Here is a 21,457-nt window from a genome sequence, read left to right on the forward strand (position 1 = left end):
GGAAGGATGGTAAAGAACAATGAGAAATTAATATTAATCATCGACGACGATAGTCGAAATATTTTTGCATTACAACTAACATTAAAAGCAAGGAAGTATCAGTTCATTTCCTGCCTCAGTTCTGCTGAAGGACTGCAGGTACTGCAACAAAATCCTTCAATAGGTTTAGTACTGATGGATATGATGATGGCTGAAATGGACGGATATGAAGCGATCAGAATTATCAGGTCTTCTGATCAATATCCAAACGTGCCCATTATTGCTGTGACAGCTAATGCTATGAGTGGCGATCGCGAAAAATGTATGGAAGCCGGAGCGAACGGTTATATTTCCAAACCAATAGATGTGGACCGATTATTGGATATGATTGAAAAATGGCTATAGATGATTGATCCGGATATTGTTAAGGAAGATGAGATGGAGTTACTACTGAAAGATATTTTTAGCTTGTACGATTATGACTTTACTCAATATAGCAAGGCCTCTCTTAAAAGGCGCCTGAATAGAATATGTATGATCGACAAGTTTACCAGCTTTGCAGAGTTGCGATATAAACTTAATAATGACGCATCTTATCTTCCACGTTTCATAGAAGAAATAACTGTGAATGTAACAGAGATGTTTCGCGACCCGCATTTTTACAAAACGCTAAGAGATCATATCCTTCCGGTTTTGGGTACACATCCTTTTATTCGCATATGGGTAGCAGGTTGTTCTACCGGAGAAGAAGCATATTCACTTGCCATACTTTTGCAGGAAGCAAATCTTTACCACAAATCATTACTTTATGCAACTGACATAAATCCGGGTGTACTGGATAAAGCTTCAAAAGGAATTTTTCCAAAAAACACATTGGCACAATATGAAGAAAACTATGCTTTGTCTGGCGGAAAAAAGACATTGCATCCTATTATGTATCTCGCTATGATATGGTAAAATTTAATTCTGATTTGAGTGATAAGATCATTTTCTCAACACATAACCTGGTGTCTGATTCTTCATTCAATGAATTTCAACTTATTTTGTGCAGGAATGTATTGATATATTTTGATAAAGATCTTCAGAATAAAGTCTTTAAACTATTTGATGATAGCTTGCAGCAATTAGGATATCTGGCGTTGGGTTCCAAAGAAACGATCCGGTTCTCATCAATAGAAAGCACTTACAGGCAGTGTCACGACGAAAAGATCTGGAAAAAAATCAGCTAAAATTTGGTAGCATGCAGGATCGGAATAAAACAGAAATTTTATTAATCGGAGGCTCGGCCGGAAGCATCAGTGTGCTTTTAGAAATACTACCGCATTTAAACAATCAACTTTCTTTTCCCATTGTTATTGTATTGCACCGCAAAGCTTACAGGGAGAGCACAATGGATACTTTATTGGGCTTTTACAGCGTTTTGCCGGTTAATGAAGCCTATGATAAAATGGCACTTCAGAAAAGTTGTATCTATATCGCCCCTGCGGATTATCATCTGCTATTCGAAAACAAAGAGCAGATCGCATTGGATGTTTCTGAAAAAATAAACTACTCCAGGCCTTCTATTGATATAACTTTCCAATCGGCTGCGCAAGTATTTAAAGAACATACTACAGCATTATTACTATCGGGGGCCAACAATGATGGTATGGAAGGCATGCGCTTTATTGCTGACCATGGGGGAACAGTGCTGGTGCAGGATCCTAATACTGCCGAGTTTGATTATATGCCGAAACAAAGCATTAAAAATACTGATGTAAATGAAGTTCTAAAGCCAAAAAATATGGCTGATTTTATCAATCACCTTGCCTGATCAACCTTCAACAAACGGGGATGATGGTCATTTTTATTAACTGTATACTAAGGCTTGTTATTTATTTTTACATGTTGAGCTTCACTAAAATCATAATCGTAGCTATTATTTTTCATCTTGTAATTAATTACTCTTTCAAATAAAAAGGGATACTTATTGAAGTGAAACGCCGGAAATGCTTTGTTAGTTTTAATCTTATTATTTTTAAAGATCAGGCCATCAACAGATTTCGCGTAAACCAAAGGCATGTCAAAGGTTTCAAAGGTGTTGTTTTCAATTACAATCCCTGAATGGAAAAATTTATTTTGATTTTTAAGATCCGGAATTTCTGGATATATAGATATAATAGCGTTTGTAAACTGAAACATATTGGTTAAGGCATTTACAAATTTATTGTTTCTGATAATAACGGAACGACAGGCGCCGGTTTCATACCAGCCATTGCAATCGCCGCAAAGCAATATGGCAGAACCGGAAGTATGATCAAATAAATTGTTTTCAACAACAGTTTTTTTAGGTGTGCTAAATAGTGATCCACGAGCCCTGTTATTGCGAATAATATTATTAGCAAAATATACTCCAGGTGTCCAGCTTAGGTTTTCAATACCCAAACTATTTTCCTTCATCATCTTTTCATCCAGAATATTTTCAAATGTCAATTCGAATATTTTAGCACCAAAAAAAGTGGGTTGGTCTAAAGATTTGATTGACTTAATTCTGTTTGGCTTGCCGGTCAGTTCCATAGTTGTGCTGGCAACAAATTGCACCTGATCGCCTGGCAGGCCCCATTCAAAACCGTAAGATTGAGGATGCATGTATTGGGCTACTACAGTTGTATTATTCTTTCGCTCCACTATTTTTAAATAGGTGCCATGTATGTTAATAGCATCGTCCATCATTCCTTCATACGTTCCGTTAACTGATGTGATCTTGCCCTTACATCCTGAAAAATGGGTAGCATCTGCCTGAGTTGTAAAGTACCTTGGATCCTTATCTCCTCTTAACATTACACTGAAGCGGTCTAACTTTATATTTTCTGATACCTGCGCCAAAAGGCCCATGCCTTCCGCATAATGTACCTTTATATTTTCAAATGATACATTTTTACCATGATCGAGAAATATGCCGGGTGCAGGGCGCTGCCAGGATCGCATCGCCAAAATTGTTCCTGAAACTAATTTTTTATTCTTCCAATTAAAAGCCTTTATAACACCTGGCCGTACGGCTACCACATGACGTGCAGACACACGTACATCGCTTGTGTTGTATAGTATATGACGTGTTTTTTTATCGAAAGCAATACAGGAACTCGGATTGTTTTCCCAACCTAAACCCTGATTATAGAAAACACTATCTCTTATTTCATACTTTACCCAAGGTGCAGTTTGGAAAGTAATAACCCCATTTGTAGTGTCATTATCTATAATTTCAACCTGGCTGATTTGAGGTTTATCAAAGTCAATATGTATATTTTTAATTGAGAAATTTTCAACGCTTTCAATTACTAAAGGAAGCATGCGGCCATGAAATATAAAATCAGCGCCCTTGCCATCAACCAACAATTGATTAATATTTCCGAATATAAGCCCAATAGTTTTAGGGTTGTCCTGATCGTGATTAGAAATATAAAGTTCTTTTTTATAGCCTTGTCTGGGAAAAAGTCATAGCGGCCAGGCTCAAAAGAAATAGAAATTGGTTTTCCTGGTTTACTGTTCTTTTTAATCACTTCTAAAGCCTGGTAAAACAGCGGTGTAATATCTTCACCGGTATTGGGTTGGATTCCCATTTTTGACAGGTTATAGTAGGTCGTATCATTATTCGCGTAAGCATAGAATGACTGACATATAAGTTGAATAGAAATATAGAAAATTAGCAGGCATTTAATTATAGCCGAATTTTTTATTAATTTATTTTGCATTAGTAAACTTAGTTTATACCTATCCTAATTCTATTGTGAGTTTATTTCCGGCGGCCACTTCAACTGCGGTTATTAGTTCTACCTGATCGTCCATTAATGTAGCTGGTACGTTTTTGCCATTGAGCGAAACTATAACTTTATTAAACGAGATTAATTTTTGAATACCAATAGACCTTAACCGCACTTTGCCATATTTTACTTCAAATATATGGCGTTGCTTATTTGATATCTCCTGTGTATAACAACCCCACCCTTCTGCCGCAGTAAATGCAGCTTTGAAATTTTCCTTATTCCATTTAGGAGCAAAACTAATGTACCCCTTTGGCCCATGATATTCAAATCCACAGGCAGATATGAAAGTGCCATAACTGGCCATAGCTCTGGCGTAATGATCGCTACATTCAATTTCGTTAAAAGGATTTCTTTTAGCAGCATGATACCGGTCGTGTACACAACGGGTTAATATTAATGCCTCATCAATCATTTCTTCCGCCATCATGTGGCTTGCCACCTGGTGTTCGAAACCGCTCATGCATTCATGAAAATATCCCATCTGCCATGTAACACTATCTCCATAAGGCTTTGCTTCATTTTTAGGATTTGTATTCATGACCATGCCTCCTTCTCCCGGCAAGGCATAAGGGCGACCACCTGTGTGAGTACTAATATAGGGGCCAACATCAGGTGTGAAATTGTATTTCCATAATGATCTTAGTGCTTTTATTGTTTTCTCTTTATCCCATAACCTGCCAAGGCCTGCCTGAAAAGCCCAGCTTTGTCCATACACCTGGTCAATGTGGCAAGTATTATAAGAACCCAATTTCTTTCTTCCCTCAACAGCGTCTGGCCGGTGAATAAAATACTCTCCATTAAAAAGATGGTCTGCCATGTTCTTATTACCCTTTTCTACAAATGTTTTACAAATTGCAGCAAACGCCTTATCATTAACTTCTTCAGCCATCATTTGAGAAGCTTTTGCAGCAGCAATACATAAACCAACGATCCAAGCAATTTCTCCTTCCCAAACAGCATCCAATGTATTCTCCATCGGACTATCAATCATACCATCACCATTTTTGTCCTGGGCAAGCATGAATTGTGTAGCTCTTTTTATTTGAGGCCAATTTGCTTTTAAAAATTTATCATCAACGCTCATTTGATGTTCCCTGTAACTACGCAGAATACTTCCCGCCTGTCCATCGATTGCAGGCCTGCTTTCATATTCCGCACGGAAAATAATACCTCCATTGTCTTGCATCGCAATATCAAAATCGGTGCGTTGCCTGGCATCTCTTTCAAGCGATGGAAATATGCGACCCATTGCTTGCGCATACTGCCAAACATGCGTACATGTACCTTCACAAGCGTTAACGCCTTCCCAACCCCAAAATCGATCATTTGAAAACCTGTAAGTATTTGCCGTGGCCAGTGTACCAATGTTCAAAAATGTTCTTTCCAAAAACCAGTAAGGCAATGAACTATTGTAATATGTATTTTTCCATAACAGTGTTTTCCCATATAATTCCTCAAAGTTCAGTGCAACATGTGTCCCAATATCTGCAGCATCTTTAAAACGCTTTCCGTAGTAATAACCCTGCTCTATTTCAGGGAGTTTATTTAGCTTGGCGAGTGCATGATTAAAATGCCAGCCAATAATAAATTGGGGTTCCCATGTTTTTCCTGGAACTATTTCATGAATCGCACAGATGCTTCCAATTAATTTGTCGGTTGCTTCTGCGGTTGCCATTTTTTTATTTTCACTATCAAAAGTCTGATCGGTAACCGGCCATGGATTAGCGTCAACATTCAATTTAGCTCCACCACCAACGAATGTTATACTGGTAGTTCCGGCATCCCTTTGTTGAGTAGCATTTAGATCATTGGCATGAAAAGATCCAACAACACCTGAAAATTCTGTTCCATCAAAAACTGTATTTTGTCTTAATCCTTCATTCTTTTTAGCTGTTATTTTACGAGCACCATTTTCCATCCACCCAACAACAGAAGCTTTGACATTACCAGCCGATGTGTTTTTGAGTTGTATCGAGTAAACAGTTGCAGGAATTGCAGAGTTGTCCGGATCAAGAGGAATAAAAATCCCACCTGCTTGTACAGTTATTTCCAACGGAAAATCATCATCAATATATCTGATTGTTGCTAAAGGATAAGTAGCCTCGAAGTGTATATCCTGCCAATCACTTTCTTTCAATTCCTTAATAATGGTTTTGCCTTCAGCCTCAATCCGAATAGCGAATCCTTGTTCTAAAACTCTCTTATTATCTGCGATAGACGGTTCCACATAGTTTGCCCCATCACGATTTCGAACCTTAACATCTTCTATTCCGTTATTCCATATTGCAGTTTTAGGATCTACGCCTTCTCGATCATCATTATAAATACCCCATAACCAAAGTCTTCCGTCTCCTCCTAAATATACCGTTCCTGCATGCAATCCTCCAGCAGGCATGCCTATGTACTTTAACTCGTTTTTTGCCTTTGTATATAAAGTTGGTTTTGCTCTGTCATATAGCGAACGAATCCAGTCAGGATCCAGATTCTTTTTCTCTGGAATATTATGAATAGGAAACATTAGATTGGGCTGTGCTGCAAGGGGTTTTAGAAAAGCTGGTAGGACGCTGTATCCTAAAGCAGACATGCCACTTATCTTTATGAAATCTCTTCGTGACTTTTTCAATCGTTATTAATTTGATCGGTTTAAAAAGCTGTAACAAAATTTTATTATTTAACCAATTCATCAGGCCAGGCCACCTGCTTGCCATCTTTTTTCCAGGTGGGCATCTGGGCACCACGTTTCTTCAATTCAATAGTCCAAAGTTTAGCGAGTTCTTTTAATTTATCGGGATTAGATTTTGAAAGATCATTATGTTCTCCTAAATCATTATCAAGATTGTACAATTCAAGTTTTTTTGTTTCATTAAGTATATCAATTTCCACTTTCCAAAACGCATTCCACTTGACCAGGCATAACCTTCATCTTCTTTAGTGGTCCAACGGTTAGGATAATGAAAAAGCAATGGTCTGTCGTTTTTTACAATGGATGGATTTTTCAATACAGGTAGATAACTTTTGCCGTCTACGGTTCCTGTAAATTTAATCCCTGCCATTTTAAGCACTGTTGGAAAAAAATCTTCTGCACTCACATAACTATTTGTTTTGCTTCCCGGCTTAATTACGCTTGGCCACTTAACTAACATAGGAATGCGTACACCACCTTCGTAAGGAGAACCTTTACCGGCACGCAAGGGTAAATTATGTGTATTTCGAATACCACCGCGACCTGTATTGCTTAGCCCGCCATTATCTGACATAAAAATGATGATCGTATTCTTTTCAATTTCCTTTTTCTTCAGATAGTCCATAATGTCTCCAAGACTTTTATCCATTCCTTCAAGTAACGACGCATATGCAGCTTCCGTGGAATCCAGACCAGCTGCGACATATTTGCTTACATATCTTTTATCTGGTTGAAGAGGTACATGCACAGCATAATGTCCAAGATACAGGAAGAACGGCTTTTTTTCTTTAATAGGAAAATCTATTGCGCTAATGGCTTTTTGTGTCAATGCCTCTGTTAAAAAAGTATCTTTTCCATAAAAGGCTTGTAGATCGGGAACAGCATTGAAAGTGGCTTTCCCAGGCATGTTACCGAAATTTTGTTGGCCATAATAGCTTTGCGGATGCCCTAAAGATGAGCCTGCTATATTCACTACAAAACCCAGGTTCATAGGATCGCTGCCCTTAGTTCCTAAACTACCCCAATGTGCTTTGCCTACATGAATGGTAAAATAACCTGCGTCTTTAAGCAACTGCGGAAGCGGTTTTTCGCAATGGTAAGTATTTAGATCATTTCCAGTGCTTAATCCACTTATGTTCCATGCTGGTGCAGACAACTCATCATCTTTATAATCGGTTGCCTGGTTAGGCGTTATGGAAGTCCAGTTAGTAATATGCGTCCTCACGGAACTCATACCGGATATTAAGGTTGTGCGTGTGGGCGTACAAACGGAATTTACATAAGCCTGTTTAAATAGTAAACCATCCTTCGCCATACGTTCCATATTGGGCGTATGGTACTTACGGTTAAGCTCCATTGCTGAATCACCAAAAGGTTGAGAGGTGTCCATCCATCCCATATCATCAACAAGGAATAAAATTATATTCGGTCTTTGGGACAGTTTATTATTTTGTCCGTTAGCAATTATACAAGTCCCAAAACCCATCGCCAACATCATCAACAACCGCTTCATACAAATAAGATTTAAATGAAATGTTCATTTAAAGATAATGAATCTCTGAAGTGGTAATGGTATGCAATCGTTTGCTCAAGATTGCATTGTAGTAATATAATACTTAGATGAGTATGCTATGTGAGAATAAAATACTTAGTATCCATGTGCATAGTACTTGTTTTCCACAGAGCCATCGTCATACAGCTTAAGAATTGCGTACCCCGGTGCTGTTTGTTTAAAGTAGCTGGGGCCTGCCGACTCCTTATTGCCAGGCTCCCACCAGAAGCCACTCATTGCTCCATTGCAGCAATAGGTAATATCATTATAAAGTGTTTTATCCAGCAAATGATTATGTCCGCTCAGAAATACTTTTACCTTATTTCGATGTTTATAAAATAATGAATCCAGTTTTTTAAAATCGCTGTGGCCGCCGCCTTCAAATTGAATAGTAGCGCCAAAAACCGGATAATGTGACATCAGTAAAACATGTTCCTTTGCAGGAATATTAGCTAATAAATTTTCAAGCCATAGATACTGTTCTTCATCAATAGAGATGCCCTTATTGTTCCCGTCAAGAATAACAAAATGCCATTGATCCTTTTGAACATGATAATAACGGGCAGGTATTTTCAATCGCTTAACAACATAGGGAATTCCATACATGGGATCTTCCTTAGATGGAGCCTTCCACCAGGGATCGTGATTACCAATACAGGAATATATTTCGTATCGATCTTTAACCATTGATATGCAGTCATCCCAAATATCCCAAAGTTGTACTGCACGCTCACGTGTTACGGTGTCATAAGACGCATCATATATCGAATCACCACCATTTAAAAATACATCAGGTTTATGTTTGGATATAATTTGAGAAAGCGATTTTTTAAACCGTTCTGGTGCATTCAGATCCTGCCGAATATGGACATCTGTTATATGTGCTATCGTTATTGATTTCTTAGCAGCCCGCTCACCACTCTCTGCTAATACCTTATTATTAAGAATAAGTGTGCCGCTGGCTAAGGCCAATGATTTTAAAATATCGCGTCTTTGCATATTAAGATCCTTTAAATTATAATGAAATTGAAGCGTGTTCTGACGATCTTTTTTCTGGATCAGTTGCTCTGCCAGGCCAAAGCTAAGTGTCATTCCAGCGCCACCTAATCCATTAATAACTGTTACACCACTTTCCGGTTCAATGATCCACTCCGTTTCACCATTGGTTAATTTAGGATAGATCCCGTTCCAGGTTTGTATAATAGATTCATTCTTGAATTGGGCAAATGTGTTTAAATAATCCAATATCATGTTATTTATAAAATGTTTATCAAATGGATCGTGAGTCATTGCGTATTCATGAGAATCGCCGATAGTCAATTCTCCCTGCGCATTCTGCGATACCATAACATGAATACCCCATTTCAAATATCCTGAATAATTAGCTTCATAATACTCACGAAGCCTATCAAGAGACGCGGCGGCGTTGAAAGCCTGATAATGTATCAACGATAAACCACCACAAAGAGATGGGCCGATACGCCAGTTATTGGGCTGGGTTGTCATGCGAAGCATTTGCAATTTACACTTTGTAAAAGGTGCTTCGGCAAAAAGATTCGGATAAAGGGTTTCAAAATCAGCTCCGCTACAAACATAGATTTCATCTGCAGACCAAACTTCATTTCCTACAAACACATTAGGATATTGCACACTCGTTGCCACCTTGCCCCAGTTAAAGGTTACACCCCATTTTTTATTAAGCCAATTGGTTACAGCTCCTATAGCACTTCGAGCTTCTACAATCATTTCTTCATGGCTTAACAGGCTACCTTTAAGATTTTTGCTCACTATTGCTTCCGAATGTTTCAAGGATTGTTCGGTTGATAATAGTTCATATTTTCGATGCTTATAAGCAGCCGCCAGTTCTTGTAAAACATCCCACTCCATTTGATTATGGGCAACATGCAACGACCCGGCTTCTTCATGCCAAATGTTCGCTTCATCGCAGATTTCTTTCCATATACTTCTTGACAACTGAGCACGTTCATATAACTCACCATCTGGCTGGCCAATCGGCCATATCATACCAAAATTTCTAATTGAAGCGCCAACGGCACGATCTGTTCTTTCAATAACTTCAACCTGGTAATCGCGTACGGCAAGCGCTCTTGCCGTAGCCAGACCTACAATTCCTGCGCCAATAACTATTGCTTTTTTCTTTGACATCTATTTATATTATAAACTTTAATTTATTTAATTAGTAGTATTTTTTTCCTTTTATAGTTCACTGTTGAAATAACAGCTGCGCACATCAGACAAATTACCATAATAACAATAAACACATTTGCTGTGTTTCCCGTCCGATCAATAATATAACCAAAGAAAGGTTCACCGATTGCGGCAAATACGTAAGCTGACATATTCATGATACCCACTCCTGTGCCAACATATTGTTCTCCCAACAAATCTGGGCTCATCGGCCAAAAGTTTGATTGAGGTCCATACACAAAGAAGCCAGCAAAAAACATTAAAGCCCCACTTATAATACTGTTCTGAATTGGAACGAGAAATATAAGGAACGCTATTACGGCGCTTATTAACATGCCCAACCTGATGGCAGCAGGTTGATTATGATTAAGCATTTTATCAGCTATGGCTCCAAATAAAAGTGCGCCGACTACCATGCCTAAAGGCATCAGAATAGTTGCCCATAAATTATGCGGATCATTCTCCCAGCTATTTCCCAAATAATGCGCAGGCACCCAATAAATCAACCCATATCTTGCCATACTCTCAAAGCCCATGGCTAGCGAAGCAATCATAAATTTCCAATTCTTAAAAACAACCATATACCGTTCCTTCCAATCAGCTGACGAGGTTTTTAAAGGCATTTGATGAAGATCTTCAAAACCTTTGTCGGAAGGTTTATCTCTAACTATAAAATAAAATGCGATAACAGCTACTAACAAAAACAAAACAGGAAGACGAAATAAAGACTGCCATGAAGAACCCTGTTGCACTAATAAAATTGAAAGCAGAAAGGTGAGAACGGATGATGCGCCTGCAGCAGCGGTGTACAAACCAAAAGCTTTACCTCGCTCGCTCTTACCCCACCAGTTAGAAATAAGACGGCTTCCGGGTGGCCAGGCTAAGGACTGAAAATATCCGTTTAAGGTCCAAAGTATAAGTACCATGGTGTAGGTATGAGAAAAGCTGATGGCGAGATTTGCAGCAACGGACAAAAGACCTCCGATAAGTGTCATTTTTCTTGGGCTATATTTATCAGACAGGTTACCATTAATCAACTGTCCAACTGCATAACCTATCAACATAGATGAACTTATCCAACCGATAGCGGTGTAAGAAATTCCAAGATCCGCTGACATGCCATTTACAGCCCAACCGAAGTTGTGGCGACCTGTATAAAAGAACAGATAACAAAACATGGTTCCCAGCAGCATTTGCCACTGTTGCCTGCGAAATGAGGGTCTGTTATTCAATAACTTTATTTAGTTAATTTACAAAACTGATTGTTTCCTTTTTACTTATTTAGTTACAGTCGTCACACGATTACCTACAGGGTGCTCTGCTTTAAATTCGAACCCCAATAAATGAGCCATCGTTTGAGCAAACTGATCCTGATAAATACGTGTTTTAGTCTTCACTTCTCCGATGGCCGGTGTATCTGGTCCTAATACAGCAAGCCATGTATTTCCGGATCCTGCTGCCGATTCGCCGTGGCTCGTCCAGCTTTTACCGCTGCCACGGCCATGATCAGGGCAAATAACAAAAGTTGTTTTGTTTTTATAAAAAGGATCTTTTTGCATGTCGTTCCAAAGGCTGGCTATCATTTGATCTGTTGCCAGAGCGCCTTCAAGATAATAATCATATTTACCGTCATGCGCCAAAACATCGAGGTCGCCAAAATCAATATATACCATTTTAGGATGTTGGGCCAGAATATACGACTTTGCTATAGCGTATGTGTTCATATCCCAACGCTCTTCTTCGCCGTAATATTTGGGTATAAAGTCCTGCAATTCGTTGGCCAGTCTTTGTGCTTCTGTTAGATTTGTTCCTTCCACTTTTTCATACGGATTGATTAACGGCATTTTATTGCGGTTACGATTCACGATTCTCTTTACTGCATCCCAGCTTGCAAAGGTGGCTACCTTTCCTCCATATCCTTTTTGCTTTTCTATAAATTCAAATACGTTGGTATTCGGATTATCAGGATAGCCATTTGAATTGATCTTTGGATCAAAGTAACCTGTAATTGTTTCTGCACGGCCCGGATAAGAGAACCAAAAATTATTACGCACATTCACTTCATTACCAAGATCCCTATTACCATAAAGTTGCCCCTGCGCTGCAATAGTGTTCCAGAAAAACGGCATCAGTTTCGAACGCCGTTCATGTATTGAAGATGCCCAATATTTCTTTCTTAGTTCGGCGCTGTCGCCATTTCGGTATTGTTTTTTGTTAGATAAAGATGTGTCCATTCCTCTAAACAATTCTTCCCATCGATAACCATCTACCGAAATAAAAATAATATTTTCTGTTTTGTGTTTTTGAGCTATACCTAACATCGGTAATACCATCAGTAAAAAGAACAGATACTTTACTTTTTGCATTTCTAAACTTTATTTAATCGTTACAAAATTCAACTTAAATATTCAATTAATTTCCACTCCATACTTTACCATCCAACCCCCAGGTCTGGTAATCTACCCTAATACCCATCCAAGTCATGATACGGAAGGAATGGTCAATAAGGCCTGGAGTTGCTAGACGTATGTCTTGACTGGAAGGGTTCAGAATGTCTGAAAGCAAGGGCCTGCTGGCAGTTCCAGTGTAAGTAAGATTGGCCCCTGTATTGCTGTAGTCTTTTAACACAGAACTGGAGGCTTCATTCATTTTCCAATATCCAATTAAATTATTATAAAAAGGATGACTTCTTGTAATATCAATATATTGCCAGTCATTTATAAGATCCGCTGGAAGTACTGTACTCCAAACACGCACATCTGCAATGTAAGAGTCTGGACTCAATCCATATCTCGTGTAGTAATCTCTGGGGCCATGCTCTCCTATTACCAGCGGAAAACCCGTATCCAGATTTCCTGCTCGGCTTGCTATATTGCTCGATGAAAAAGAATGCCATCCTGATATACAGAGATAAGTCCTTTACGATCGAAGCTAACGGATACCATATGCCATTTATTATCTGTGAAAACCGGGCCATTGAAATCTAGTCTACTACCAGAAACATTTGTTGCAAAGTTGATACGAGTATGATTTCCTTGTTTAAAAATCAGCCACCCTGGATTACCACCGGAAGCCCAGTTTTTATTCGAAATTAAAGGTGGATCGTCCGATGTCGTATTATCTGATTTTATTCGCATCTCCACAGTAAAATTCTGTGAGGTGCCAAAATTATAAGCAGGATTGTTTACATAAGCATGTAATTGAGCTCCGTTCTGAACATTGAATCTGATAAAATTTCCATCATAAGGAATATTGAAAAGCGGTCTTGGCACTACAGTTTTCTTTTGATCCGGATTATAATACAAACTAAATACATTCCTGTCTAGCGGGCCATTACCTCCGTATGTACCGTCTGGTTTTCCACCATGTGTTGATGTTACTACTATCAACCAATCTTCATTAGCGTAAGCATCACGGTGCTCTACCGTATATACGAGTTCATCAATATAATCATCTATCGTTTGAAGTGCCTGTCTGTATTGAGAAACAGAAGTTCCAAATCCGTAAGTTTTGCCTTCTCTGTTGGCTATAGAAAAATCCACCAACAGCAAGTCTAAATCATCAGTTTTCAACCGATTAACAGCTGAATCTTTAGCTGCCTGATCTTTATCTGCTAAATGTATATGCTTCTCAACCTCGGTACCAAAAACACCTGTTGCTAATAATGGCAATGTTGTGATAGCAATAGATCTTATCTGGTTGTTTTGATCTTTCAGTCTTTTCAGGAAGCTTGGATATTGTGTAAAATTTCCGGCTGAAAAATTTTCCGTTTTTACATTATGCTTATTCAGGCGCGTGCCTGTCAGCAGGTCTGCCCAAGTCGTTCCAGCATTACTGATGGTGTCGATCAAACCGTAAAAGCTGGATACACTGTTTTCCTGCATTTTATTGATGGTTGGTAAGTTCATTTCTTCAACAGAAGCACCTACAACACCATCTAATGCTATGACTAATACTTTCTTCTTTTTTAGACTGATGACAGTCTCCTCCTCCCCTGCTTCTCTATCCAATATTACCGGCTTATTACAAGCTTGAAAAAATAGAATAGCGATAGGCAACACCACACATACGTTTCGCAGGCTGAACTTTAAAATGTTCATTTTAAAATATTTTTATAATAATCAATAATTCAATTTTACAATGCCTGATACTGGCTTCAGGTCGAAATTGGTAAATGCACCAACCAGCACAATAGAACTTCGGGCGGTGATGCTGGCTGATGACAGTACAAAACCATTCTTAAATCCGCCGAAATTATTAAATGATGTGCTTAGTTTGCCATCGGGTTCCAGTATAGCAATGCCGTCTCTTTTATACGATTGAAATAAATCAAAGAATCCACTAACCAATATCTTTCCATTGTCGAGTACACGTGTATGCAAAACATTTCCGACAGCACTCTCTCCTGGATCAAAACTGTTATCTAAACCACCTGTAGCTGTAAACATTGCAATTTTCTTACGCACAGATCCTGCCACGTTCAGGAAGTAACCTGAGGCCACAATTCTTCCATCCAGCAATTGATCAATTGAAAGTACATCTTTATCAGGCCCGCTTCCTACGCTGAAAGTGGCATCCAAAGCGCCCAGCGTATCTAATCTTGCTATCCTCGCGGCTGATGTTCCATTAAAAGTTGTGAAAGATCCGGCAATCATTAGCTGATCAGCACTGTTCAAATAGGAGGCAAAAATATCTCCGTTAACAGTTGGTTTGCCAGTAGGTAAGCGGTCGTCAAAATTATAAGTGGTATCTAATGTCAAATCTTCATTCAACCTGGCAATATAATTCAGATGAAGCGTGTCGATATACACTGAGTCTCTTAATCCATCAGCACTAAGGCCTCCATAAGTCTTTCTGAAAACTCTACGAAAAAAACCAGTGAGTATAACTTTACCATCACTTTGACGATGCATTTTTCTTATTGGAGCGTCAAAACTAAGATTGAGCTTGGGCAAAGTATCAGGTTTTTCGCGTAGCGGGGAGTTTACAAGTATTGAGTCGGGAGATCCATCATTATTAAGTGTGATGATATTTTGTACATGGCCTGTAAACCGGTCGCGATAATTGCTAAAAGATCCAGCTACAAGATAACGTCCATCTGGTAATGGTAATGCGTCGTATACGGTACCTCCTCTAAAACCGCGGCGTGTTCTGAAACTTCTATCTACAGATCCATCGCTATTTAATCTGGCCATACCATTAAGCCCGTCAGCCTCACCAGAATTATCATAGTCTGTGAAATCTCCTGCAACAATGTATTTCCCATCACCTTGAAAACGTATCGAATTAATAACACCCCCGATGCGCCCGGAAAAGATTTGAATATACCATCGGCAGATACCGGGCCGCTTATTTGTAGTTGAGGACCGGGCAATACCTGCTTATTGATCGTCAGTGTTATCATACCACTACTCGCCCGCGCCGGAACTTTCACTTCGAGCCTGGTCTCTGTAATGTTTGTAATTTCACCAGATTCTCCGTTAAAACGTACCAGCAGTTCTTCTTTTTCGTAATTGGTAAACCCTTCACCAAAAAGAACTACTGTTGTTCCCGGAGCGCTGATAGCAGGTCTTAAAGCGTCAGTGCTCAACTTTACATTTAGCGGTTCTTTATCTGACTCGTAAGGATAGGTGCCAAGTTCCAGCCCCTTGCGACATGCAAATAGCAGCAAACAACAAACAAGAAGTGAAAAATAATTGCGTATATACATAAATTACTTTTGGATTTTTAAAAAACTTTTTCTGAACTTTTAGCTTCTTACGGAACATTGTCGTTTACTACTGCTCCAAAATCAGAATTAAAGGAAAATGAAGTAAGACCCTGTAAAGCATGCATTACACCATTTTTTGGCTGAAGATCAGAGGTTGATGCTTTCTCTGAATTGACGCCAGAAAGGTTTGTAAGCTCATCGCCAACCGAAGTCAGGTAAATGCTACGTGGCCCTACGTCCTGAGTGCCAGAGTATGCATCATATACAACTCCCATATTCATGATATATCCATCGTAAGATTCAATATTCTGTCCCGGATATAAACCGATACGAGCAAAGTCTATTCTGCTAATATCGTTTAGCATATACTTTCCTTTAAAAACATATCTGGCAAGGTATTTACGCCAAATATCACCAGGTATATCTGCAATCTTTAAACTATCTTTTCCTTGTTGATACCTGTTACCATTTACCTGGTTCATAAGAAGCCATAGAGATTTGTCAGGAGGTGCAAAAAAGTAACTTCTTCATTCTGCAAAATATCTTTCATACCTGCCAGGTCAATTACCTGTACAAGAGAATCGAATAGAAAGGGTCTTTCCTGTAGAAATTCATAGGCATTCTCTTTTAATACACCAGACTGTAAGCCCGTGTCTCTATAATATTCCTGTTTGTTGCAAGAGCTGATAACCATCGCTATCAACAACACACCAGATATTTGAAATAATATATTCTTCATTCTAATATTTTTTATTACAACTTATATCAATCAGTTTTGTCAGAAATCTATTCGTAGACTTTTGGCAATGTATTCATCAACGTACCCAATAAAGATTTAAAACGATCTCTGGGTTATTGATTCTGGCTTTAGCATCAATTGGCCAGGTCCAGGCTCCACGATCAAATTCTTCCTGGGTGAGGTAAGTAAGTGCTTGATTGGGATCCAATACTCGACCAGTGCGTACAAAGTCGTACCACCGGTGTCCTTCTCCTATCAATTCTTTCTGTCGTTCCCAAAAAATTGCGTCGCTCAGGTTTTCTGCACCAGCCGCAAACAGATTAGCACCCGCACGTTCACGAACCATATTTAACATAGAAATAGCTTCAGTATTGTTATTCAAATTAGCGAATGCCTCCGCTCCGAGAAGTAACACATCCGCATAACGAAAGATCATCAGGTTATCTTCAAAAATCCAATCGCCTGCAGGATCTGCCACATTGATTTGTTTCAGGAACATAAAAGTCTGATTGTTTACATATGGCAGATAGAACCAGATATCTCTTCTTTTATCTGGCTTATCAGGAGGATAAATACGCTCCATTAATTCCCTGCTAAAAAAGAGGTCACTATTTGCTCCGTAATTAACAATTGGTGAATGGGTCATCCATTGACCGAGGTTTACATACCTTGATGTGTTTCCATAGTTACGGTTCAACTCAAATTCAAAAATACTTTCCTTGGTTTTGCCTTTAAAAATTCTTTTCGTTTCTTCTAAAGGAAGCAATTCAAATTCGCCGCTATTTTTTACTGCCAGGCATTTTTGTGCAGCATCCTGCCAATATTTATTTTGATTGGCCTTATCAAAACCTGCAACCCACATATTCAAATGCGCTATTAGCGTATAAATCGAAGCTCTGTTAGCACGTACACCAAGATCAGAAGTGTTAGAAGGTGTCCACGGAAGATCATCTTTAACTGCATCAAGTTCAGCTATCAGTGTGTTAAAAATGGTAACGAAAGATGTACGTGGTCTTGGGGTTTTATCGTAAGGTTCTGTATAAAAAGGCACATCCCCATATAACCTACAGATATAGAAATAAGTAAATGCTCTTACAAATTTTACTTCTGCTTCATATCTATTTTTTTCATCGTCTGTAAGCGCTTCCATTTTTTCAATCTCAGATAATGTGATATTACAGTTAGCAATCGATTCAAAATAAGGAGCCCAGTCATCAATATCAACGAGGTTATATCTTTCCGGAACGTTGAGATCCGTTGTGTTTGAAAGATCGTTATTGGATATTGTCTTAAAACCTAATCCGAGCTGACCAGCACCAACGACACCACCTATTCCGCCGCAACGCATATCGCCAACAGCAGGTATTACCGGAGAGTTGAAGTCATTAAATTTTTCGAACACAAATCCATAGCAATTAATTACTGCAGATTCTACATCTTCTCTGGTTTGCCAGAAAGAGCTGGAACCGGTACGATCCGCAGGAGCGACATCCAAAAATTTTTTACAGGATGTTACAGCTAATACTGCGAACAAAAGAATTAATGTATAATATAAACGCATCATGTCTAAATTTTTGTTTTTACAGATAGCTTTAAAATTCAATATTAGCACCAATCGTATAAGCCCTTGTGTTTGGATAGTTGCCCAGATAATCACGACCAAGACTATTTACTGTTTCTGGATTGGGCCCAGAGTAACGAGAAATAAGAAACGGATTCTTTATCGTAAAATAGAGTCTCGCATTGCGTAGCTTAAAATTTCTGTCCAACCAATCTTTATTAAAATTATATCCTAATATGGCCGTGTTAAATTTGATATATGACCCATCTTCTTCGAACAAGGTTTGTGCATCTCTCAAAGACTGGGTGCCAGTGTTCACTAAAAATGGATTAGGATATCTTGCATTAGTTCGATCCAATGTATAATAATCAACATCGCTAATATCAACGTAGGTGGCCGGTATATCAGGTGTACCATCTCCATCTGCATCTCGTAATGCTAAAGGATCCTGATAATTCTGTAATCTTTGAGAAAGGGCATTGTTCCGTAATGTTCTGTCAAATAGCATAGCACCACTAATCGTCAGGTTGAAATTTTTATACATCACTGTTCCGCCAAAGCCTCCTGTAAAAATTGGTTCGAAGCTTCCACCTACCTGTAGGTCATTATCATCAATTACATAATTACCATCCACATCTTTGAAATACATATCACCAGCCTGAAAATAGGATGTGCTGTAACCGTTGCGTAAAGCAAGGCCGGTTACGGGATCTACTGGAACATCACCGCTCTCGCCAAAAACACCTTGCGATATATGTAGATAGTTATTCTGACCTCCGCCAACACGAGAAACCACAGAGCGTCCGTCACTGAACCAAACAAGTGCCTCACCAGGTAATCGCCTTACAATTTGTTTAATAGCAGAACCATTCATATATACGTTCCAATTAAAATCCTTCCCAGGTTTAGCGGGCCTGAATGTCAATGAAATTTCAAGGCCTCTGTTTGTAAGTGCTGCATCATTCGTAAATGTTTTTTGAAATCCTGTAGCATCAGCAAGCGGTGTTTCATAAATCAGATCATCTACATTTTTCTCATACACGTTAAATGTAAGTCCTACTCTGTTTGCAAATAGATAAAAATCACCTCCCAGATTCATCGTTTCCACACGCTCAGGGCGTAGGTCCGGATTAGGTAAATATCCTAATATCGGTCCTACACGTATTACTATTATAAGTACCTCTTACCCCGAACTGACCTTGCGAAGCATAAATATTAGACGTAGGTCTTAAGTTGATCCCATATGTAAAACGCATCGCCGCACTGGTTACCCATTTCACATTTTCCATAAACTTTTCCTTCTCCACATTCCATCGTAATCCAAATGATGGATTACGAGCCCATCTATTATTTTCTCCGGCATAGGAACTACCATCCTGCCGAAAGGCCAGATCTAAAATGTATTTTTTATTAAAATTATACTGCACGTTTGCAGCAAGTGCGATGGTATGGATTGTATTGTATTCGTTAGTTGCGGAACCACTATTGTATTGCACACCGGCATAATTAGAGTACCAGGAATTGTAACCAAAAGGCCCCCAATAATAATCATTTGGCCCATTCCGATTTTCTATGACATATCCGGTACTATTATTAACGCGTAGTTCTGAAAAAACTGATGCATAAAAATTATGCTTCTCGTTATAGGTTTCTGAGTAATTGATCTGACTACGGTTGTAAAGATCTGAACGCCGCGCAGAGAATCCGTATAGCCTTGTACGATTAGCATCAGCAGCAGCGGGTTTAAAGAAATCTTCACTATCCTGGGTGTAATCATAACTTGTATTAGTACTTAATCTTATATTCTTAATGATCTCATACGATATATCAATAAAGGATCGAAAATTATGCGTTTTCGCATCGTTTTCACTGTATATAGCTCCAGAAAACTGCGATACATCTAAAAAGAAACTCGGCCCAGGAATTAAAGAGGATGCAATATTGGAACCTGCACCTACTTCAGTTAAACCATTACCACTTCCCTTTAGTTTTTTACCTACAGCAGCAAACACCTGGGCATTTACCCGAAGTTTTTCGTTAGGATTAAATCCTAAACTCATGGTTGCCGCATAGCGATCAAAACCTGTATTTCTGATCACACCCCTGTCTGAATAAAAGTTAAGATTGCTTTTATAATTTAATACCTGATCGCCTCCCGCAATGGATACGTTGTGAGAATGATTGTATGTTGGTGTATAATATATACCCTGCCAATCGGTTGAATTATTATAAAATGGATTTAGGCTGTCCGAAATAAATGGCCGATTATTGATCTCGTATATATAATCGTAATCTCCGTTTTCATAAACGGTATTTACGCGTAACAATCTTTCGTCTTTACCGCCAATTGTATTACGAAGAGGCGGTACTGTATTAATAAAGTAATTACCAATATAAGTTATGATCGGAATTTTTGATTTACCTTTTTTAGTAGTGATTACTATTACACCATTAGCACCTCTCGATCCATATAGAGAGGTAGCCTGCGCATCAAGCATAACATCCACCGTTTCTATATCTTCAACCGGAATCAATGAAAGTGGGCTGGTTCCCGGCCCTATAGATTGAAAGCCGTATTCAAAACCTGCATCCGCATCTATGGGCACACCATCAACGATATAAAGCGGCGAGTTTGAATTTACATAGGCATCGCTTCCAGCACCTGTAGCACCTATACTAGAAAGGCCGCGTATCGTCGCTGCCCCTCTAAAGCCCGGAGCCCCGGTGTTCATCTGTACGTTTAAACCAGGTACACGCCCTTGCATCAGTTCTTCCAAATTAGAACTAGGAATATCTTTAATATCTTCTGCTGTTATACGTGTAATTGCGCCGGTTATCGTTTCTTTATTTTTACGTTGATAGCCTACTACCACAACCTGACTCATATCATTGGCTGCTCTTTCAAGCGTAATCAGCATTGTGTCGGATGCGGGATGATGTATCGTAATAAAACCCGTATAAGACACTTCGATTTCCTCTCCGGGATTCAGCTTTACGTTGAAATTACCCAACTGATCAGTTGTAATGAGTGCTTTTATTGAGCGGCCCTTCCATGCAGAAATGGTTGCTCCCACCACTGGCTTCAGGTCGTCCGCAGAAACAACTTTACCTGAAGCTGTGACGGTTTGAGCCTGAATATTAGAAGTCTTAAAAACAGTGAGCATGCAGATAGCAGCTATGAATATTTTGATAGTCCCTTTCATTCGTATACTCTTTTAATTA

Annotated in this window: 20 protein-coding genes; 4 read left to right on the plus strand and 16 right to left on the minus strand. The window is 39.0% G+C overall.

All coding sequences use genetic code 11. The features are described from left to right. Window positions 1-6 precede the first annotated feature (6 nt). The 4 genes from MKP09_RS10235 to MKP09_RS10245 are packed head-to-tail and all read left to right on the plus strand — an operon-like array spanning window position 7 to window position 1,792. The gene (locus MKP09_RS10235; RefSeq protein ID WP_240827899.1) at window positions 7-384 is read left to right on the plus strand and encodes a response regulator; all 378 of its coding nucleotides are present in this window, start codon (window positions 7-9) and stop codon (window positions 382-384) included. After that, window positions 385-936 (plus strand): CheR family methyltransferase, encoded by a 552-nt coding sequence (locus tag MKP09_RS25860; RefSeq protein WP_262915193.1) that lies wholly within the window; start codon window positions 385-387, stop codon window positions 934-936. Beyond that, a complete protein-coding gene (locus MKP09_RS25865; RefSeq protein WP_262915194.1) occupies window positions 930-1,208 on the plus strand; it encodes a CheR family methyltransferase in 279 nt (92 codons plus the stop codon). The genes MKP09_RS25860 and MKP09_RS25865 overlap by 7 nt, the downstream gene beginning before the upstream one ends. A gap of 11 nt (window positions 1,209-1,219) precedes the next feature. Beyond that, the gene (locus MKP09_RS10245) at window positions 1,220-1,792 is read left to right on the plus strand and encodes a chemotaxis protein CheB (RefSeq protein ID WP_240827902.1); all 573 of its coding nucleotides are present in this window, start codon (window positions 1,220-1,222) and stop codon (window positions 1,790-1,792) included. A 47-nt stretch (window positions 1,793-1,839) separates the two neighbouring features. Here MKP09_RS10245 and MKP09_RS10250 read toward each other — a convergent pair whose 3' ends face one another. The 16 genes from MKP09_RS10250 to MKP09_RS10325 all read right to left on the minus strand — a co-directional run bounded on the left by MKP09_RS10250 (window position 1,840) and on the right by MKP09_RS10325 (window position 21,438). Then, on the minus strand, window positions 1,840-3,354 hold the full coding sequence (locus tag MKP09_RS10250; RefSeq protein WP_240827910.1) for an alpha-1,3-galactosidase-related protein: 1,515 nt from the start codon (window positions 3,352-3,354) through the stop codon (window positions 1,840-1,842). A 375-nt stretch (window positions 3,355-3,729) separates the two neighbouring features. Beyond that, window positions 3,730-6,405 (minus strand): GH116 family glycosyl hydrolase, encoded by a 2,676-nt coding sequence (locus MKP09_RS10255; protein WP_240827912.1) that lies wholly within the window; start codon window positions 6,403-6,405, stop codon window positions 3,730-3,732. A 44-nt stretch (window positions 6,406-6,449) separates the two neighbouring features. Then, on the minus strand, window positions 6,450-6,626 hold the full coding sequence (locus MKP09_RS10260) for a hypothetical protein (RefSeq protein ID WP_240827930.1): 177 nt from the start codon (window positions 6,624-6,626) through the stop codon (window positions 6,450-6,452). After that, window positions 6,602-7,978, minus strand: a complete 1,377-nt coding sequence (locus MKP09_RS10265) for a sulfatase-like hydrolase/transferase (protein ID WP_240827940.1) — start codon at window positions 7,976-7,978, stop codon at window positions 6,602-6,604. The genes MKP09_RS10260 and MKP09_RS10265 overlap by 25 nt, the downstream gene beginning before the upstream one ends. A 135-nt stretch (window positions 7,979-8,113) precedes the next feature. Next, a complete protein-coding gene (locus MKP09_RS10270; protein ID WP_240827950.1) occupies window positions 8,114-10,183 on the minus strand; it encodes a TIGR03364 family FAD-dependent oxidoreductase in 2,070 nt (689 codons plus the stop codon). 23 nt (window positions 10,184-10,206) lie between these two features. After that, window positions 10,207-11,457 carry an MFS transporter gene (locus tag MKP09_RS10275; RefSeq protein ID WP_240827952.1) on the minus strand — a complete coding sequence of 417 codons (1,251 nt, stop codon included), beginning with the start codon at window positions 11,455-11,457 and terminating at the stop codon, window positions 10,207-10,209. Window positions 11,458-11,502: 45 nt separating this feature from the next. Beyond that, complete coding sequence (locus MKP09_RS10280) at window positions 11,503-12,591, minus strand: alkaline phosphatase family protein (protein ID WP_240827968.1); 1,089 nt, start codon at window positions 12,589-12,591, stop codon at window positions 11,503-11,505. Window positions 12,592-12,637: 46 nt separating this feature from the next. Next, a complete protein-coding gene (locus MKP09_RS10285) occupies window positions 12,638-13,009 on the minus strand; it encodes a DUF4983 domain-containing protein (protein WP_240827970.1) in 372 nt (123 codons plus the stop codon). An 83-nt stretch (window positions 13,010-13,092) separates the two neighbouring features. Next, complete coding sequence (locus tag MKP09_RS10290) at window positions 13,093-14,325, minus strand: LamG-like jellyroll fold domain-containing protein (RefSeq protein ID WP_240827972.1); 1,233 nt, start codon at window positions 14,323-14,325, stop codon at window positions 13,093-13,095. 21 nt (window positions 14,326-14,346) lie between these two features. Further along, a complete protein-coding gene (locus MKP09_RS10295; RefSeq protein WP_394801051.1) occupies window positions 14,347-15,516 on the minus strand; it encodes a delta-60 repeat domain-containing protein in 1,170 nt (389 codons plus the stop codon). After that, a complete protein-coding gene (locus tag MKP09_RS10300; RefSeq protein WP_240827980.1) occupies window positions 15,408-15,935 on the minus strand; it encodes a DUF5008 domain-containing protein in 528 nt (175 codons plus the stop codon). The genes MKP09_RS10295 and MKP09_RS10300 overlap by 109 nt, the downstream gene beginning before the upstream one ends. A 47-nt stretch (window positions 15,936-15,982) precedes the next feature. Next, the gene (locus tag MKP09_RS10305; RefSeq protein WP_240827988.1) at window positions 15,983-16,417 is read right to left on the minus strand and encodes a hypothetical protein; all 435 of its coding nucleotides are present in this window, start codon (window positions 16,415-16,417) and stop codon (window positions 15,983-15,985) included. Next, window positions 16,414-16,674 carry a hypothetical protein gene (locus MKP09_RS10310; RefSeq protein ID WP_240828013.1) on the minus strand — a complete coding sequence of 87 codons (261 nt, stop codon included), beginning with the start codon at window positions 16,672-16,674 and terminating at the stop codon, window positions 16,414-16,416. Before MKP09_RS10310 ends, MKP09_RS10305 begins: the two co-directional genes overlap by 4 nt. A 76-nt stretch (window positions 16,675-16,750) precedes the next feature. Then, a complete protein-coding gene (locus MKP09_RS10315) occupies window positions 16,751-18,238 on the minus strand; it encodes a RagB/SusD family nutrient uptake outer membrane protein (protein WP_240828015.1) in 1,488 nt (495 codons plus the stop codon). A 28-nt stretch (window positions 18,239-18,266) separates the two neighbouring features. Then, window positions 18,267-19,334, minus strand: a complete 1,068-nt coding sequence (locus MKP09_RS10320; protein WP_240828072.1) for a SusC/RagA family TonB-linked outer membrane protein — start codon at window positions 19,332-19,334, stop codon at window positions 18,267-18,269. Window positions 19,335-19,365: 31 nt separating this feature from the next. Continuing rightward, the gene (locus MKP09_RS10325; protein ID WP_240828080.1) at window positions 19,366-21,438 is read right to left on the minus strand and encodes a TonB-dependent receptor plug domain-containing protein; all 2,073 of its coding nucleotides are present in this window, start codon (window positions 21,436-21,438) and stop codon (window positions 19,366-19,368) included. Window positions 21,439-21,457: the final 19 nt, after the last annotated feature.

Source organism: Paraniabella ginsengisoli (assembly GCF_022513635.1).
Taxonomy (GTDB): domain Bacteria; phylum Bacteroidota; class Bacteroidia; order Chitinophagales; family Chitinophagaceae; genus Niabella; species Niabella ginsengisoli.

What these genes read in the sequence shown, in the direction of transcription:
- MKP09_RS10235 (WP_240827899.1), top strand. Translation starts at nt 7, where the DNA reads ATGGTAAAGAACAATGAGAAATTAATATTAATCATCGACGACGATAGT.
- MKP09_RS25860 (WP_262915193.1), top strand. Translation starts at nt 385, where the DNA reads ATGATTGATCCGGATATTGTTAAGGAAGATGAGATGGAGTTACTACTG.
- MKP09_RS25865 (WP_262915194.1), top strand. Translation starts at nt 930, where the DNA reads ATGGTAAAATTTAATTCTGATTTGAGTGATAAGATCATTTTCTCAACA.
- MKP09_RS10245 (WP_240827902.1), top strand. Translation starts at nt 1,220, where the DNA reads ATGCAGGATCGGAATAAAACAGAAATTTTATTAATCGGAGGCTCGGCC.
- MKP09_RS10265 (WP_240827940.1), bottom strand. Translation starts at nt 7,978, where the DNA reads ATGAAGCGGTTGTTGATGATGTTGGCGATGGGTTTTGGGACTTGTATA.
- MKP09_RS10270 (WP_240827950.1), bottom strand. Translation starts at nt 10,183, where the DNA reads ATGTCAAAGAAAAAAGCAATAGTTATTGGCGCAGGAATTGTAGGTCTG.
- MKP09_RS10280 (WP_240827968.1), bottom strand. Translation starts at nt 12,591, where the DNA reads ATGCAAAAAGTAAAGTATCTGTTCTTTTTACTGATGGTATTACCGATG.
- MKP09_RS10290 (WP_240827972.1), bottom strand. Translation starts at nt 14,325, where the DNA reads ATGAACATTTTAAAGTTCAGCCTGCGAAACGTATGTGTGGTGTTGCCT.
- MKP09_RS10300 (WP_240827980.1), bottom strand. Translation starts at nt 15,935, where the DNA reads ATGTATATACGCAATTATTTTTCACTTCTTGTTTGTTGTTTGCTGCTA.
- MKP09_RS10305 (WP_240827988.1), bottom strand. Translation starts at nt 16,417, where the DNA reads ATGAACCAGGTAAATGGTAACAGGTATCAACAAGGAAAAGATAGTTTA.
- MKP09_RS10310 (WP_240828013.1), bottom strand. Translation starts at nt 16,674, where the DNA reads ATGAAGAATATATTATTTCAAATATCTGGTGTGTTGTTGATAGCGATG.
- MKP09_RS10315 (WP_240828015.1), bottom strand. Translation starts at nt 18,238, where the DNA reads ATGATGCGTTTATATTATACATTAATTCTTTTGTTCGCAGTATTAGCT.
- MKP09_RS10320 (WP_240828072.1), bottom strand. Translation starts at nt 19,334, where the DNA reads ATGAATCTGGGAGGTGATTTTTATCTATTTGCAAACAGAGTAGGACTT.
- MKP09_RS10325 (WP_240828080.1), bottom strand. Translation starts at nt 21,438, where the DNA reads ATGAAAGGGACTATCAAAATATTCATAGCTGCTATCTGCATGCTCACT.